At 49.3% G+C, this 17,757-nt stretch carries 15 protein-coding genes; 8 read left to right on the plus strand and 7 right to left on the minus strand.

The genetic code is table 11. The annotated features are described in order from the left end of the window. The first annotated feature begins 260 nt into the window (after positions 1–260). The 5 genes from DF182_RS00130 to DF182_RS00150 all read left to right on the plus strand — a co-directional run bounded on the left by DF182_RS00130 (position 261) and on the right by DF182_RS00150 (position 6,755). On the plus strand, positions 261–1,517 hold the full coding sequence (locus DF182_RS00130) for a peroxiredoxin family protein (protein WP_113616718.1): 1,257 nt from the start codon (positions 261–263) through the stop codon (positions 1,515–1,517). A gap of 84 nt (positions 1,518–1,601) precedes the next feature. Then, entirely contained in the window at positions 1,602–2,246 is a 645-nt protein-coding gene (locus tag DF182_RS00135) for a YceI family protein (protein WP_113613666.1), read from the plus strand. A gap of 190 nt (positions 2,247–2,436) precedes the next feature. Next, the gene (locus DF182_RS00140; RefSeq protein ID WP_113613667.1) at positions 2,437–3,393 is read left to right on the plus strand and encodes a cytochrome-c peroxidase; all 957 of its coding nucleotides are present in this window, start codon (positions 2,437–2,439) and stop codon (positions 3,391–3,393) included. Between the two features lie 18 nt (positions 3,394–3,411). Continuing rightward, positions 3,412–5,961: a TonB-dependent receptor plug domain-containing protein gene (locus DF182_RS00145; protein WP_113613668.1), complete on the plus strand. Its 2,550-nt coding sequence runs from the start codon at positions 3,412–3,414 to the stop codon at positions 5,959–5,961. 23 nt (positions 5,962–5,984) lie between these two features. Then, positions 5,985–6,755, plus strand: a complete 771-nt coding sequence (locus DF182_RS00150) for a DUF4397 domain-containing protein (RefSeq protein ID WP_113613669.1) — start codon at positions 5,985–5,987, stop codon at positions 6,753–6,755. A gap of 6 nt (positions 6,756–6,761) precedes the next feature. Here the strand turns inward: DF182_RS00150 and DF182_RS00155 are convergent, their stop codons facing one another. Both DF182_RS00155 and DF182_RS00160 read right to left on the minus strand, forming a co-directional pair. After that, positions 6,762–7,334, minus strand: coding sequence for an ester cyclase (locus DF182_RS00155; protein WP_211327011.1), 573 nt, complete (start codon positions 7,332–7,334; stop codon positions 6,762–6,764). 70 nt (positions 7,335–7,404) lie between these two features. After that, positions 7,405–9,288, minus strand: a complete 1,884-nt coding sequence (locus tag DF182_RS00160; RefSeq protein WP_113613671.1) for a TonB-dependent receptor plug domain-containing protein — start codon at positions 9,286–9,288, stop codon at positions 7,405–7,407. Between the two features lie 278 nt (positions 9,289–9,566). On the opposite strand from DF182_RS00160, the gene DF182_RS00165 reads away from it, so the two are divergent. Continuing rightward, a complete protein-coding gene (locus DF182_RS00165; RefSeq protein ID WP_113613672.1) occupies positions 9,567–11,942 on the plus strand; it encodes a family 78 glycoside hydrolase catalytic domain in 2,376 nt (791 codons plus the stop codon). 92 nt (positions 11,943–12,034) lie between these two features. Here the strand turns inward: DF182_RS00165 and DF182_RS00170 are convergent, their stop codons facing one another. The 3 genes from DF182_RS00170 to DF182_RS00180 all read right to left on the minus strand — a co-directional run bounded on the left by DF182_RS00170 (position 12,035) and on the right by DF182_RS00180 (position 14,777). Then, complete coding sequence (locus tag DF182_RS00170; protein WP_113613673.1) at positions 12,035–12,802, minus strand: isocitrate lyase/PEP mutase family protein; 768 nt, start codon at positions 12,800–12,802, stop codon at positions 12,035–12,037. Between the two features lie 7 nt (positions 12,803–12,809). Beyond that, a complete protein-coding gene (locus DF182_RS00175; RefSeq protein ID WP_113613674.1) occupies positions 12,810–13,607 on the minus strand; it encodes a PhzF family phenazine biosynthesis protein in 798 nt (265 codons plus the stop codon). 93 nt (positions 13,608–13,700) lie between these two features. Continuing rightward, positions 13,701–14,777, minus strand: a complete 1,077-nt coding sequence (locus DF182_RS00180) for a 3-oxoacyl-ACP synthase III family protein (protein ID WP_113613675.1) — start codon at positions 14,775–14,777, stop codon at positions 13,701–13,703. 271 nt (positions 14,778–15,048) lie between these two features. On the opposite strand from DF182_RS00180, the gene DF182_RS00185 reads away from it, so the two are divergent. Then, entirely contained in the window at positions 15,049–15,408 is a 360-nt protein-coding gene (locus DF182_RS00185) for a SnoaL-like domain-containing protein (RefSeq protein WP_113613676.1), read from the plus strand. Positions 15,409–15,469: 61 nt separating this feature from the next. Here DF182_RS00185 and DF182_RS32225 read toward each other — a convergent pair whose 3' ends face one another. Both DF182_RS32225 and DF182_RS00190 read right to left on the minus strand, forming a co-directional pair. After that, positions 15,470–15,622: a hypothetical protein gene (locus DF182_RS32225; protein ID WP_153259984.1), complete on the minus strand. Its 153-nt coding sequence runs from the start codon at positions 15,620–15,622 to the stop codon at positions 15,470–15,472. Between the two features lie 61 nt (positions 15,623–15,683). After that, positions 15,684–16,676: a sterol desaturase family protein gene (locus DF182_RS00190; protein WP_113613677.1), complete on the minus strand. Its 993-nt coding sequence runs from the start codon at positions 16,674–16,676 to the stop codon at positions 15,684–15,686. Positions 16,677–16,766: 90 nt separating this feature from the next. Between DF182_RS00190 and DF182_RS00195 the strand changes: the two genes are divergently transcribed. After that, positions 16,767–17,681 (plus strand): alpha/beta fold hydrolase, encoded by a 915-nt coding sequence (locus DF182_RS00195; protein ID WP_113613678.1) that lies wholly within the window; start codon positions 16,767–16,769, stop codon positions 17,679–17,681. The last annotated feature ends 76 nt before the right edge of the window (positions 17,682–17,757 follow it).

Here is a 17,757-nt window from a genome sequence, read left to right on the forward strand (position 1 = left end):
CCCACTATTTCAGGGAAGCCCATAAATTAATTAGCATGAAACCGCTTGTTTTATCCTTCCGATGTTGATGCACTCCTGATGATACAGGAACAGGACAAATGGCGTATAGCCGGTTCCGTAGCATCCTTTCTTTCCCTTTATTTTTTACAGGTATTTTTTGCCCTACGGGCGATGCCATCATGATGGACATCCCTTTGCTGCTGCGCGTCCTGGCGGACGCCTCTGCACATCTTTTTCTTCAACCAAAAAAATATAACACCATGAAAACACATAAGTCATTACTGATGACCGGTCTCCTCTCTGTATCTCTGTTGGGCAGCGCTGTTGCCGGCAACCCTGAAAAACCTTTTGTAAAAGAAGGTGTCTGGAGAGGCGTGTTTACCCTCAGCGAATCCAGCGTACCATTTAACTTCGAACTAAAAGGCAAAGACCCTGAACATGCCGTATTTACGCTAATTAACGGCACCCGCCGCGATGATTTTCATGTACAGCGCATTGGCCGTGATTCATTATTTATTAAAATGAATACCTACGATGCCGCGCTGGTGGCCCATATAGAAAGCGATGGAAAAATCACCGGTGAATACAGAAGTCTGGTGCCCAACTTCCGCGGTAATGCACTACCCTTCTACGCAGAATACGGGCGGGACTACCGTTTCGCCCCACCTGGTACGGAAGAAACACCCAAATACGATATCAGCGGTAAATGGGACCTCTCCATTTACAGCAAAGAACCCACGCCTAACCGTGTGGGACTACTCAAACAACAGGGCAACAAACTAACGGGTGTCATCCTCTCAGTAGTAGGCGACAGCCGTGAACTGGAAGGCACCGTCCATGGCGATGAATTTGAACTGTCCGGCTTCACAGGCCCCAGCCCCATCTACATCAAAGGAAAAATCAATGACGATAAATCACTTACCGGCGAACTGAGTCTGGGCATCTACAACAACATCAAATTCGATGGTAATAAAAATGCTGCCATAGAACTGCCCGACCCGTATAAACTGACTTATCTCAAAGAAGGATATAAAAAGCTGGACTTCACGCTGCCAGATCTCAACGGAAAAAATGTATCCCTCAGCGATGAGAAATACAAAGGCAAAGTGGTAATCGTGGAAATCATCGGCACCTGGTGTCCCAACTGTACCGATCAGACTTCCTTCCTCTCACCCTGGTTCAATAAAAACAAAGACAGAGGCGTAGAAGCGATCGCAATAGGATTTGAACAAAAAGACGACCTGGAATATGCCCGTTACACACTGGGTAAATTAAAAGACAAATACAACATTCAATATGATATTCTTTTTGGTGGCATTGCTGATAAGAAAGTGGCGTCAGAGAAACTTCCGGCGCTCAACCGCATGATGGCGTTTCCGACCACTATCATTATAGACCGTAAAGGAGAAGTAAGACAGATACATACCGGTTACACCGGAGAAATCACCGGCCAATACTATCAGGATTATGTGGCGCGGTGGAACAAGGATCTGGACGCACTCATCGCAGAAAAATAAAATTTAACAGTTTTTTTCCGCTTTGCGCAAACGCTTCTCCGTAAATCAAATTACTTTGCAGCAAAATTTTAAACACACACTCATATGCAACGATTAGTATCCTTGGTATTCATGGGAAGCGCCATCATACTGATGTCTTTAACCTCTCCTGCAACTGCTGGCAACAAAGAAAAAGCTGCCCGTGCTGTCACTACTAAAAAAGCTACTACCTTCCAGGTAGACAAAAACCAGAGCAAACTGAACTGGGTAGGCAAAAAATTAGCTGGTCAGCATAGCGGCACTATCAACGTAGCCGATGGTAAACTGGACGTTGAAAACAACGTACTGAAAGGCGGTAGCTTCAGCCTCGACACCCGCAGCATCGCTGTTACCGACATCAAAGATGCCGATGGTAACGCCAAACTGCTGGGTCACCTGAAAAGCGAAGACTTTTTTGGTGTAGAGAAATTCCCAACTGCCAGTTTTGTGATCACCAAAGTAACACCTAAAGGCGCTGGTAAATACGATATCACCGGCAACCTGACTATCAAAGGTATTACCAACCCGATCACTTTCCCGGCTACAGTAGCTGTTGCAGGTAACAAACTGACAGCCAAAGCGGATCTGAAGGTAGACCGTACCAAATACAACATCAAATACGGTTCTAAAAGCTTCTTTGAGGGTATTGGTGATAAAGCCATCTATGATGATTTCGATCTCACAGTGGAGTTAGTAGCCAACGCTCAATAAACTAAACCATCCATTCTCTGCTTACCCCGATTAGTTCCTGGGGAGAACAGGTAACATCGCCTGTTCTCCCGGGAATGACAACCAAATCTCTCCCACCAGCCCTTTTCTGCTTTTTTATTTAACTGTTTGATGATCGGAGGCGTAGCTACATGTTACGTTACAGCCCTTCTTTTCTCTTAAAATAATTTCGATGCCCCCTAAAAAAATGATATTCATTTTATTGGGCGTACTATGTCTGTACGCCATCCTGGCCGGTTTCCGGACAGGCAACAGCGATCCGCCCACAAAGGCACAACTGGGAGAAAAACTCTTCTTTGAACCCTTACTATCAAAAGATCTGAGTATTAGTTGTGCTTCCTGCCACCAGCCTAGTCACGGCTTTGCGGATACTGCTGCCTTCAGTCTGGGTATTCATCATACACCAACCAAAAGGAATACACCTGGTATCACCAACCTATCCGGACGCCCCAGCTATTTCTGGGACGGTCGTGCACCAACACTGGAGGCACAGGCACTGCAGCCCATTATCAACCCAGATGAAATGGGACTACCCATCGAAGAAGCAGTACAGCGGCTCAATGCCAACGACAGCTACCGGCATCTATTCGAACAGGTATTTAACGGACCAGCCACCGCCACCAATATCACCCAGGCCCTGGCTGCTTACGAAAAAACACTGGAAACAGCCGACAGCCCATACGACCGTTATATCGCCGGCGATGAAAACGCACTAACGGCTACGGCTAAACGTGGAAGATTATTATTTATCGGAAAAGCCAACTGCAACAACTGTCATTCCGGGGAAGACTTTACCGCCGACCGGTTTAAAAACATCGGTCTGTATAACGGTACCACACTCCCCGACCCTGGCCGCTATGAAGCCACCAAAGACAGCACCCACAAAGGATTTTTTAAAGTTCCCGGCCTGCGTAATGTAGCGGTTACCGCTCCCTACATGCATAATGGCATGTTTAAAACTCTCCGGGAAGTGATTGTCTATTACAACAACCCCAACATTGTCGTACCCGATGGTATTGGCAGGGACCTCTCCCTGAACAAACCACTCAATCTGAGCGAACAGGAGATACAGGACCTGGAAGCCTTCCTGGTAGCCCTGACAGATGACCGTTTTGCTCAACGACCTTAACCAACAACCAACCAGCGCATGAAAAAATTTATATTCACTGTCACCACACCCTTGCTGTTTTCCGGCTTGTCGGCGCAGATCAGGCATCTCACCGACACTACCAAACAACTGGGAGAAATACAAATAGTTGGCTCCCGGAGTGCCGACCGTACCAAACTCAATTCACCGGTACCGGTAGATATCATCGATATAAAGTCGTTGCAACAGACCGCCCCGCAAACCAGTATTACGCAGCTGCTGCAGTATATTGCTCCTTCCTTTCACTCCATCAACGGCAGTAATGCCGGTGATGCCGGTTCTGCACTGAACCTGGCCCAGCTCAGAGGCCTTGGCGTAGACCAGCTGCTGGTGCTGGTCAATGGCAAACGACGCCACAAGAGTGCAAACGTCAACTGGGGTGGTCTGGGCAACGGCGCTACCGGTTATGATCTCAACGCCATCCCTGTCAGCGCCATAGACCGCATAGAAATACTCCGTGATGGCGCGGCAGCCCAATACGGTTCCGACGCCATCGCCGGTGTTATCAACATCGTACTAAAAAAACAGACTGACCATATCCTCGTGAACACTACCGCCACCACACGACGTAGGGGCGACGGCGTTAGTACCCGCACCGGCGTCAACTACGGTACCAGAATAGGACAACAAGGTGGTTACCTCAACGTAAGCGCCGAATTCGCTACCCAGGCCATCGCGCTGCAACCCGGCCGCGATGATGCCGGCCTGTACAACGGTCCCGTTTATGGCGGCGGCGCCAACACCAGAGACTATGATGCCATCTATACCAAAGATATCGACGACGCTATCCTGAAAAGCCGGGGCATAGACCGCCATTTCTTCGACCAGCGCGGCGCCGGCGCCAACAAAGCCAAAGATGCACTACTCTTTTTTAATACAGCCATTCCCGTAAAAGAACAAGTAGAAGTATACGCTTTCGGAGGCATCAGCCGCCGCACTTCCCAGTTCACAGCCGTATACCGCCTACCCGGATGGACAGAACGCAACAACACCACACTCTATCCCGATGGTTTCCTGCCCGCCATGGACAATGGTATCACCGATAAGTCGCTGGCCATCGGCATAAAAGGAAAAGTGAATCAATGGAACATCGATCTGTCTAATGTATATGGCAAAAATGATTTCAGCAATATCATCAGCAATTCACTCAATGCCAGTCTGGGCGCCAAAAGCCCTACCACCTTTAACGCCGGCAGCTACAACGGCTCGCAGAACACCGCCAGCCTCGATATCAGCCGTCACTTTGCAGGTGTATTACACGGCCTCAATATAGCCTTTGGTGCACAGTACCGCACGGAAACCTATCAGATCATCGCCGGCGAAGAGGCCTCCTATATCAAAGGAGATCTGCAAACTATCTACCGGATTGATACCAGCGTGGCAGGAGTCCCTTATCTCAGCAATGCCGGACTGCTGGCCCTCAACGGCCTCTCTCCCGGATCACAGATACATGCAGGCTTCCGGCCATCCAACGAAGTGAATGTAAGTCGTGCTATTGTGGCTGGCTATATAGATATAGAAGCTAAAATCACCGCACAATGGCTCGTATCTGCAGCACTAAGGGCCGAAAACTTCTCCGACTTCGGCAATGTAACAACCGGTAAAATAGCCACCCGATATAGTTTCGCACCCTGGTTCAACATAAGGGCCTCCGCCAACACCGGCTTCCGTGCGCCTGACCTCGCACAGTTTTATTACACAGAAACTTCCACCAGCTTCCAGCAAGGTCGCGCCATCGATCAGGTAACAGCCTCCAATAAAAGCGCAGCCACCCGTGCATTGGGCATCCCGTCTCTCACGCCCGAGCGCTCTACCGGATACACAGCAGGCATCACCTCACAACCCGTGCCCAACGCAGAACTGACAGCCGATGCCTATTATGTGAAAATCAATAATCGTGTAGGCAACACCGGTAACTTCTCTGCCAACGACAACAACCTCCCTCCCGATGTACGTGCCTTGCTGCTGCAAACCGGTACCACACAAGCGAAGTTTTTTTATAACGCTTTCAGCACCCGCACTACAGGGATAGAGTTCACCGGCAGCTATCGTTTCCCGCTGGCCCATGGCAGCCTGCAACTGCTGGCTGGCGGTAACTTCGTAAAAAATGAAGTCACTGGTATCAATACTCCCAAAGGACTGGAACAGTACAAGTATGTTATCTTCAGTGAAGCAGAAAGGGCCAGAGTCACCACCAATATTCCCAGCCAGAAAATTACACTACAGGGCGCCTGGAGCACCCCTGTATGGTCATTGCTGCTGCGCACCGTTTACTTCGGACCAGTTACCACAGCGACTGCGCAGAATGCTAATTTTCCCAAACCAGACTACTATTTTCAGGAGCTGAAACCCATACTGGTAACAGACTTCTCTGCCGGATATTTCTTCAATCCTAAAATACAACTGACAATAGGTGTCAACAATGTTTTCAATACACTGGGCGACTACACCGACCCTGCCATCTCCGGCCTCCGTAACCCTACCATAGTAGGCATACAAAACGGCAGCGCAGGCATACAGCCTTTCATCAGGCTCTATGGCAAATTCTGATCATCTACCTAAAAACAGTACACATGAAACCGTATCTACCCATCCTGCTAATACTGGCCCTGAGTGCCTGCTCCAAAAGCGATTATCTCGACATCAACGGAACAGACAGGCCTCCCCTCAACGCTTACATCAGTTTTGTCAATGCCCGTACCGTACCCACCGGCATTCAGTTCTGGACATTCACCCGGCAAATCACTACCACGGCGGTCGGCATCAACCAGGCCTCTCCCTATCTGCCCACCCCCTATGGTAACGTACAGATCAACTTCACCGAAGGCAACGGCACCAGTTACAAAGCCTCCCGGCAGTTTGGTAACAGTGCCGCCTATACGGAAACAGGTGGGCCCAACGGGCCTATTCCGGATTATTATCATACCGTATTTGCGGCCGCCCGAAAATATGACCGCAGCAAGGATACCCTGGTACTTTTTTATGATGATCTGCGCAGCGCGCCGGCAGGTAAAGCCAAACTGCGCTTTGTACATTTCGCCTGGGGCATAGGTGATGTACAGGTAAAACTGCGTCAGCATAACAACGAAGTCGTATTGTTTCAAAAAGTGGGTTATGCGAGCGCCGGCGGGAGCAATCCTACCGGCGCCGCTTATGAAATCGGCCCGTTTACTAACGTTGACGCGGGTACGATTTCACTAACCGTAAGTGCCAACGGACAAACAATTGATATTCCAGCTTTGTCGGGGCTACAACTGGAAGCGGGGAAAGCCTATACGGTATTGTTTCATGGAGCGCTGAATGAAAAAGATATTCCCGGCGCGAGCCTGATATCGCATCAATAACGATGGTTATGGCATGATCTGTTTCATCAGGGCTGCATTGTCCCAGAAGAGCGTTTCCGCAATCATCTTACCGTCCTTCCACTCTCCTACGGTACACATCTGCAGTTTGAATTTTTTGCCGGTAGGCGGAATGGATTTACCGCCGCTGCCAGGCATTGGTTGAGAGAAAGTGCCTTCCATCACTCCCACTACGCAGGTGTATTTACCACTGCCAAATTTAATGGGATGGCTTACGATGCGGGTATCAGGTGCAAACACAAACATGGGTTTCAGTTCGCTGATATGAGTGGGAATACCGGTGGTCTGATGTCCATCGGGATAGGTGACTACAATGTTGCTGGCATGGCTGAGCTGGAGGCTGTCCCATTGCTGGTGGCTGTAAAAATCGAAATCCAGCGAGTCGAAACGGGTCAGGTAGGTGTTGATTTCTTGCTGGTTTTGCTCAAACTGGTTCAGTTTGGCCTGGAGGGAATCAGCTTTGGCTTTCCAGTCGCCGCTATTATTGATGGGGTTTGAACAGGAGGCATACATAAGGAGCGCCAGGGCGCTCATGCCTAAAATGAAAGTGAACTTTTTCATGGTCTGATAGCTTTGAGTGATTAGACTTACACTACAGCCGGGACCAGGAAAAAGTTCACCTTTTAATATCTTAGAACTTTACGCTGCCGCCCAGTGTCAGCCATCTGCCGGGCATCGGCACGGCGCCGGCTTCCACATAGGTCACGTCCAGCAGGTTGTTGGCATCCACATATAACTGATAACGTTTCTGCTGATAAGCAATACGGGCATCTACCACCGTATAGTCTTTATAGTTAATACGCATATTATAACGTGCCGATGCAGATACCATAAAATGATGCAGCAACGCCGCTCTCACATTGGCCGTCACCTGATGACGCAGACTTTCTATCACGTAGCGTGATATCTTTTTATTGTTATCATCTCCTTGAAAGGAAGGCGACAGGTAGTTGTAGCCCGCATTGGCAGCAAAGCTGTTGAACACACCAGACGCAAAGGTCGTAGTATATCCTGTCTGCAAAGTAAACCCTTTGGTATCTGCACGCTGGAAGTTTTGCGGCTGCCAGGGCTGTGGCAGACTATCTTTTACGTAGTCGATAAAGTCAGATATCTGGCGGTAAAACACACTACCGGAATAGGAGAATTTGCCACTGTATTTACGCAGACCAGCTTCCATATAGGTTGCTTTCTCTGCTCCCAGCTGGGCATTACCGAGGATAGCCGGGCTTTTGTAATACAGATCGGTGTAAGTAGGCAGTCGTTGAGCCGTACCCACATTAGCATACAGCTTCAGGTCTGATGTGATGTTATATCCTACGTCAGCACCGGGGAAAAACTGCCATCCATAAGCAGAGTTATAGTTTAGGTAACCACCCACAGTGAAGTTGAAGCGTCTGTCTGTTTTGCTTTTAAACTCGCCGTAGATGCCCAGGTTAGTACGTTCATGAATGCCCAGGTTATTACTGTTGATCGCTTCATAACGGGCTTCTGCGCCTGCTCCAAAAGAACCGATGCCGGTTTCGAAACGGTTGTTCAGCTCTACGTCTACAATATTGTTGTCGTGCAGATTAGCACCGCCTTTATTCTGTTTTACATACAGATACTGGTCTTCTGTAAAGCGGTAGCTTACCCTTGGGGTCATCTCCCAGCCTTTGCGGACCTGGATCTTGTCACTAACGGCCGCGAGAAAGGTTTTTACGTTTTCTTCCGATTCCTTGTCACCAGGTGCTGCATAGAAGCCGTTGGCACCATAGCTGTTTTTCACAAAACCTGCCAGCGTCTGCACCTGATGGGCAGCTGATAACTGGAAACTGCCCTGATAAAGAGCGCGGTAGTTGTCATAGGCAGTATTGTAACGGTAGCCATTGCCACTGTTGGCACTCAGCGACAGAGACTGTGCGCTGGAACCGGATACCAGAGAACCCGTGGCGCCGACACCATAGCCGTTATACAATTTGTTACTTTCATCTTTTTTGAAGCTGCTGCCTACATTGGCATTGATCACCGCACCGGTTTCCTTTGCCTGGCGGGTGATAATGTTGATGGCACCGTTGAGCGCATTGATACCATACACTCTGGCAGCCGCACCACGCAGCACTTCTATATGATCCACATCTGCCAGGGAGATCGGCAGGTTCATGATATTATGTCCTGTTTGCGGATCAGTGATTTTGATACCATTCAGCAGCACCAGTGTCTGGTCGAAGGTGCCACCATCAATACCGATATCAGCCTGAATACCACCGGGGCCACGCTGACGTACGTCCAGGCCCGGTACAAAGGCCAGCACCTCATTGATGGAAGTCACCGCCATCGCATCGATCTGTTTGCGGCTGATAATGGTAATATTGCGGTTAGCAGCCTTCAGCGGGCCTGCCAGCCTGTTCTCCTGCACAATCACCTCATCGAGGCTTTTGGAACTCATGGTGTCTGGGCGTTGTTGTGCGGCTACCTGGCCACCCATGCCCAACAGCAGGAACATCCATAATTTACGGTCTGCAATTGTTATGCGCATCCTTTTGTTAAAATTGGTCAAAGCGGCGCAAAAGTACAGAATTTATCTTTCCCAGGGCTGAAGCCCTGGGCTAATTTAGAGATAACTGGTATATAGTGTCATCAACTGAAGCTCTGGGCTATATGCAGATAACTGGCATGCAGTGTCGTCAGCAGAGGCCCTGGGCCATAGTTTGCAGATAACTGACATGCAGTGTCAGCAGAAGCCCTGGGCTATAGTTTGCAGATATCAATGGTAATTTTTATCTTAACCATACTACACACCATCAAAATCTATATATGAAATTCCACGTATATCTGTTTATCCTGCTGTTGGGCAGCAGTTATTCTTTTCAGCTCTATAGCAGACAATTACCTGTCAATCCTGCCTTGTTAAAGGGCGGCTGGACGGCCTCCTGGGTCACCAGTCCGGGCATCGCACAGCGGGCCTATGGCATTTATCATTTCCGTAAAACCATCTCCCTGGACACCCAACCCGCCCACTTTATCGTACACCTGAGCGCCGACAACCGCTACCGCTTTTTTGTGAACGGGAAGGCCGTATGCAGTGGTCCGGCAAGAGGTGATCTTTACAACTGGTACTACGAAACGGTGGATATTGCCCCTTACCTGCAGGCAGGCAACAATACCCTGGCCGCTTTGGTATGGAACATGGGTGAACATGCCCCGGTAGCACAAGTATCCAATCAAACCGGCTGGCTCCTGCAGGGAGATACGGAAGCAGAAAAAATCGTCGACACCGGCAGCAGCTGGAAGGTATATAACGACTCCGCCTATACGCCCTGCTCGCTCGATAACGGCGCCAGAATGCGCAGTTATATGGTCATCGGTCCGGGCGACCAGGTGAAGGGTAGCGCCTATCCCTGGGGATGGGAGCTACCGGGTTATAACGATGCCGGCTGGCATGCCGCCCAGCCTGTCACCCATCCTGTACCAGCCGGACAGGGCACCGACAACCTCTGGACGCTCGTGCCCCGCAACATCCCGCTGATGGAGGAAGTTCCCGAAAGAATGGGACAGGTACGCCGCAGCAGCGGCATCACCCCCGCTCCTTCCTGGCCACGGGAACCAATACCCCTCTCCATTCCCGCCTATACCACCACCTCCATACTGATTGATCAGACCTATAACACCAGCGCCTATCCGCAGCTCACCGTTTCCGGCGGCAAAGGCAGCAGCATCCGTCTCACCTACGCAGAAGCGCTCTTCCGCAACCACCAGAAAGCCAACCGCCATCAGGTGGAAGACATGGAGATCCTGGGCAACTACGATATCTTCGAACCCGATGGCGGCCGGCAGCGGACCTTCCGCCCGCTGTGGTTCCGTACCTACCGTTATGTTCAGCTGGACATCAGCACCGGCGAAGAACCACTGCAGATCGACGACCTCTATGGCATGCGTACCGGCTATCCATTTGAAGAAAAAGCAACTTTCAGCAGCAACGACACCAGCCTCACCGCTATCTGGAAGACCGGCTGGCGTACAGCCCGCCTTTGCGCCGGTGAAACCTACTTTGACTGCCCCTACTACGAACAGCTGCAATATGAAGGGGATACCCGTATCCAGTCACTCATCTCCCTCTATGTGGCCGGCGACGACCGGCTGATGCGAAAAGCCATCCACGACTTTTACTGTTCACGTGTGCCGGAAGGGCTTACCCAGGGCCGCTATCCCAGCAACCGCCTTCAGGTGATACCGCCCTTCTCCCTCTATTGGGTATCTATGTTATACGACTACTGGATGCACCGGAAAGATGATGCCTTCCTCCGGCAATACCTGGTGGCCGCCAGCGGGGTACTGCAGTGGTACGAACAACATATTGACCGCAGCCGCATGATGCTGGGCCCCATGCCCTGGTGGGGCTTCACCGACTGGAACACTGCCTGGCCCGGTGGTGTGCCCGATGGCGCCACCAACGGACATTCCGCCGTCATTACACTACAATACGCCTATACCCTGCAACAGGCCGCCGCTCTCTTTGCAGGCTTCGGAAAAACCGCCGAAGCACAGCAATACCGGCAGCTGGCGCAACAACTGACACAAAGCGTTTACCGCCAGTGCTTCGATACAGCCGGTAATAAAATGGCCAACACACCTGATAAAAACACTTTCAGTCAGCATGCAGGTATCATAGCTGTGCTGGCTGGCGCCATCCCTGCTGACAAAGAACCGTCCGTACTACGCACGCTGCTCTCAGATACCACCCTCAGCCAGGCTACTTTCTACTATCGTTTTTATCTCAACCAGGCCCTTAAAAAAGCTGGCATGGCCAATCAATACTATGGCCAGCTGCAGCCCTGGCGTGATATGCTGGCGATGGGGCTCACCACTTTCGCGGAAAATCCCGAGCCTACCCGCTCCGACTGTCATGCCTGGAGTGCCAGTCCCAACTACGATTTCCTCGCCACTATCTGTGGTATCATGCCGGCGCAACCCGGCTTCGCCAGCGTAAAAATAGCCCCGGCGCCCGGAGCACTGCAACAGGTAAAAGGTTCGATGCCCCATCCGTTAGGAGAGATAACGATATCGCTTATACGTAAGGGAGCGCATGGCATCATCGCGGCTATCACGCTGCCACAGGGACTTTCCGGGACTTTTGTTTGGGAAGGAAAAGAAAAGAAATTACACGGAGGGAAACAGGAGATATCTTTTTGATGAAGAAAGATGAATCAACATCCAGGGCATTAAAACAATTCGGCTGTAACTCTTACGTATTAAGACTTACAGCCGAATTCAATTTAGCGGTATCAGAACAAGGTGATGAAAGAACCGTCTTCTACGATCTGCTCAAGGCGGGCCCCCAGGGCTCTTTTCTGCGCCCAGTAAACACTACCGCCCATACTGATACGTTTTACGCCCAGGGCAGCCAGTTCACTAAAGGCTGGCAGTTCTTTCATGGACATCACGTTCAGGGGCAATGCAGTGGCACCTACTACTGCGCGGATGTCTGCAGGTTCTTTGATGAAAGGAACAAACAAACTGTCGGCACCGGCTTCTTCGTATAGCCGTGCCCGTTTGAATGTCTCTTCGAGTTTGCCAGGTACATCCAGCAGAAAAGTATCCGTGCGGGCATTGATGAACAGCTGTTTTCCTTTTTTAGCCAGGTGTTCTTTGATGGCCGTCAGTTTGCTGACAAAGTCTTCTGCCGGCAGCAGGGTTCTGCTGGCTGATGCAGAAGAGTCCTCCAGGTTGACGCCCACTACACCGGCCTCTACAAGCAGGTCTATATTGGCCAGCAGGCCTTCTGTACTATTGCTGTAGCCGGTTTCTATGTCGGCGGATACCGGCACGTCTACACATTGTACAATACGGCGTACCACATGAAACAATTCAGAGAAGGAAATATTTTCACCATCAGCATATCCTAATGTATCAGCAATAGCGGAGCTGGAGGTAGCAATGGCTTTCAAGCCTTTTTCCTGCATAGTACGGGCACTCGCTACGTTCCAGGCGTTGCCCAGCAACAAGGGTGTGTCCTGATGATGCAGGCTTTTGAATTTTTCGAAAACAGACATATTGTGATTATTGATGGTTTACATGGAATGTACCAGAGATGACTGTCACGGCTTCACCTTGCAGCAATACCCGGTCGTTTTGCAAAATAACAGTTAGCTCTCCTCCCCTGGCAGAAGCCTGGTAGGCGCTGAAGGAGGTTTTCCCCAGTTTGTCGGCCCAGTAAGGCGCCAGGCCACAATGGGCAGACCCTGTAACCGGATCTTCCTGCACGCCCAGGGGCACAGCAAAGTACCGGGACACAAAGTCATAGGGAGTATTTTCATCACCACGTGCAGTGATCACCACCCGGTAGGATTCCAGCAGATGAAAGTCGGGTACAAACGTCGCTACCGCATCTGCCGAAGGCAGTTCTATGATATAACGGTCATGGCTATACACCGCATTAACATAGTTGTTGGCAAAAAGTTGTCTTAAAGCGGTTGGCAGCACTACCGGTTCATAGCTGCGTGCGGGGAAGTTGAGTTCTATGCGGTTGTCTTTACTGTCAGCCGTCAGCAGGCCACTGTGGCGGGTATGAAAATGCAGGGTGGAGCCGGGTGTCTCCAGGCCGTTGGTCCATAGCACATGGGCGCTGGCGAGGGTAGCATGACCACAAAGTGCTATCTCGACGGTGGGTGTAAACCACCGCAGGCTGTAACCATCCTGCTGGCGCAGAAGAAAAGCTGTTTCCGAAAGATTGTTCTCTGCCGCGATGGCCCGCATGGTTTCATCTGTCAACGGTCCTTCCAGCAGGCATACACCGGCAGGGTTTCCGCAGAATGCTTTATTGGTAAAGGCATCTACCTGAAAGAAACGGATATTCATTTCGTGGTGAATTGATTCCCCACAAAATTGAGATAAATACCCCGGCTAAAACAGATACAGTTTTATCTTTTTTGACCATATCAGATAGGTCTGTTACATCCGGTAACAAACCGCATTGATATTCATGCCCGCACCTACGGAAGCAAACATAATCAGATCTCCCGGATGCAGCTGATGTTCCGGCAGCTGGCCTTTGGAGACCATATCAAACAAAGTGGGAATAGTGGCCACGGAGCTGTTGCCCAGCTCGTGGATATTCATAGGCATAACAGTTTCCAGACACGGTGTAATACCGTAAAGTTTATAAAATGCTTTTACAATCACCTCATCCAGTTTTTCATTGGCCTGGTGGATGAATATTTTCTTCAGTTGACTGATATCCTGTCCGGTAGCATCTAAACAGGACTTCATGGCTTCCGGCACATGTTTCAGCGCAAACTCGTACACTCTGCGGCCCTGCATCTTTATATAAGTGATACCACTGGTATCTTCGGGGTCGTTGGAAGGGCCTACATTGATGTAGTTCAATTCATTGATGGAAAACGTCTGGGCCGCTGACGACAGAATGCCTGTGTCACCGGCATTACCTGCTCCTTCCAGCACTATAGCTCCGGCGCCATCGCTGAAAATCATGCTGTCGCGGTCGTGGGGGTCCAGCACACGGCTTAACACATCCACGCCCACTACCAGGCAACGTTTTGCCACGCCGGCATGGATAAAGGCATCCGCCTGGATCACTCCCTGCAACCAGCCGGGGCAGCCAAATAAGATATCATAGGCCACACAAGAGGGGTTGCGGATCCCTAATTCATGTTTTACACGGGCTGCCAGTGAAGGCACAGCATTTGATTGTACAGATCCCCGTACCACATCTCCGAAGTTGTGTGCTACTATAAGCTGGTCGATGGTTTCCGGATCAATAGCTGCATCCCTGAGTGCCTGCCCCGCAGCGATGGCTGCAATGCCAGAGGCGCACTGATCATCTGTTATGTAACGGCGCTCACAGATACCGGTAATCTGTTCGAACTTATCGATGATATCCTGACCGGGAGCGTTGATACGCACCTTTTGCGCATCATAAAAGTGGTTGTTAACAAAGTCTTTGTTGGGCTTCGCTTGTTCGGGAATAAAACTGCCTGATCCCTTAATAGTAGTGATGAGCTTGTTCAAAATGTGCGGTTTAGGTGATAGTAAAATTGGATAGGTAGATCCATGTTTGCATTATATGATCATCCGGTTATGGGTCGGATGACAGGGTTACGGATAGTTTGCAGCAATTTAATATTGTCGGCTTAGTCCGGCTCTTGCTGGCTAGTAGTGCAGTATTAACATCGTGAAGTTACTTTATTTAGCCGAAAAATACTAATGGCCGCCGCTGCTATACAGCATGGAGCATCAATTTTCAGTATCTTTAAAATAGATCACCTAAAACCATACAACTATGACAATCCAGGAAATCGCGCAACGTCTTACAGACTTATGTGCCAAACAAGACTTCCATACTGCCCAGAAGGAGCTTTTTGCAGAAAATGCAATCAGCATCGAACCGGAAGCCATGGGACCTTTTGAAAAGGAAACCAGAGGCCTGCCGGGTATCTTCAAAAAAGGGGAGCTATTCGGAGATATGGTAGAAGCCTCCTATGGCTGCAAGGTTTCAAAACCCATCATTGCCGGCAATGCAATTGCCTTTACCCTGTCGATGGATGTTAAAATGAAAGACCGCGACCGTTCAACGATGGATGAAATCTGTGTGTATGTTGTAAAAGATGGTAAAATTATTTCAGAACAGTTTTTCTGGTAAAATGAGAAAGGCTGTATCAAGTGTTTTGATACAGCCTCTGTATTTTCTTTACAAACATTCATCATGAACCGCGGGTACCGCCTGTTTTCACAGGTTTTCTACTAAAAGCCGGAGGCGTAGCCGGTTTCATCGCAGCATTAGCACCCGTCAGATGGCTCTTCGGTTGCTTATTGTCTTTTTTGCCTCCCTTCTTGTGGTTAGATAGTAGTGACATAGTTTTCAGCGTTAGTGTGTTCCAAATATAAACATTTACAGCCAGATATACTGCGATATTTTCACGGTGCCGCTGCTTCAGCCAGGCTGGCCTTCTTTACAACACTGGCTGTCTTATGATCGCCGGTATGGCTCCATCCCGGCGGCATCACGATGTACAACAGTTTATTACCTATGCCGGGAGCCTTCCTGATATCTTTCCAGAGACAATACAGTTCCCCCAAATATACGTCCCACAGGTTGCCGGGGTCCATTTCCCGGGTGATACCATAAGCTATTTTTATTTCTTTCTGCTCCGGTTGAAATGTACCAAATACCTTATCCCATATATTCAGCAGATTGCAGAAGTTGGTATCCATATAAAGCGGATTTTTGGCATGATGCACGCGATGATAAGATGGCGTCAGTATAATACGGCTCAGAAAGCCCATCCGGCCATCTTTCATGATATTTTCCCCTACATGTATAAAAGAACCCCAAGTACCATCAATAAACATGATAAGAAAAAGCATGGGCGGTTTGACACCTGCCAGTATACAGATAGAAGTACGGATCACATCAGCATAAGGCGCCTCCAGGAAAAAATGTGCGTAGGTAACGGAGAGGTTCATATGGGTAGGCGCATGATGGGTGGAGTGAAGACACCAGAAGATACGTACCTTATGCCCCAGATAGTGATACACGAAATGGGCAAACTCCCATACCACATACCCATAAATAAACCAGTACCAGGTAAAAGAGACCTGAAAAGGGGCTATTTTCTCAAACAAACCGATACAAAAAGCAATGGCCGCAATAGAGATGAAACGCGAAATAAAACGATTAAGCACAAAGATCAGAAAAGGAATTTTATAATCTTCTATTTTAAAACGTTTGTACACCAGCGCCCGCACAACTTCTATCAGCAACAGCAAAGGTATTACCGGCGATATCACACCCAGGATACCATTGAGTGTTAGCAATGAAGAATAATTGCCGGTACGGAAAAGCTCCAGCAGATTACTAATGCCCAGAAAAGAAATCAATTCCTGATATAAGGTTTCTAAGATGGCCATAACGGGAAGATTAAAAAGATCATTAACGTGGAAAAACTTTCTCCCGGAAAATAATATAAATTCGGGAAGATTTCACCCGAATTTATTCTTATGAGAAACTTCTTGTGTCTGCTGATAACCCTGTTTTTAACCAACTCATTTTGTTCAGCCCAGTCTACTGATGCCATCCGTACCTCCTGGGGCAAACTTTATTACCATGTTTATGGAAAAGGAGAACCAGTGATTGTGCTGTCCGGCGGCCCTGGCAATTCCTGTCTGCAACAGGCAGAAGTTGCGGAAATGTTAGGTAAAAACTATCAGGCCATCTTACTGGAACAAAGAGGCACCGGCCTCTCAGTCCCTGTTCCATTCGACTCCACTACCATCAATATGCAGGCGGCCATTGAAGATGTACGCTTACTCATGGACCATCTGCATATCCCCCGTGTAGTTATATACGGCCATTCCTGGGGTGCTATGCTGGCGATGAACTTCGCAGCCACTTACCCGCAAAAGGTAAAAAAACTGGTGCTGGTATGTCCCGGTTACTACAAATTTGATCCGGAGTTTTTTACCACTCACATCAACAATCTGCGGACTAAAATGGGACTTTGTGAAATGTCCCGCTTCGAAATCCTGGATAAAAAGATGAAAGTCCATCAGGCTACTGCCGCCGACTCGGCGGAGTACAACCGAATCATACGGATGACGTATATCTTCGACAAAAACCTGATCGACAGCATACTGAAAAAAATTGATGTGGCACCTGCCAATACCACCATGCAGGGGCTGATAATCCAGGACCTCAACCGCATCCATTACGATCTGAGCAAAACACTGCCCCGCTACAAAGGCCCAATGTATGTAATCGCCAGCCGCCAGGACCCGCTGGCATTCTATACCTACGAACTCAAACAGGTTTACCCTGCAGCCAATCTGTATTGGATACAGGGCTCCGGACACTTCCCGATGTTTGAACAACAGCAAAGTTTTAATACTACCCTGCAGCGTATCATGCAGCTGTAATCCGGCTAACGGGAAACCATATACGTCATATTTTTGTGAAGATGAAGTTTACAATATAGGAAAAGCAGGTAACCGG

It is taken from the genome of Chitinophaga flava, assembly GCF_003308995.1.
GTDB lineage: Bacteria > Bacteroidota > Bacteroidia > Chitinophagales > Chitinophagaceae > Chitinophaga > Chitinophaga flava.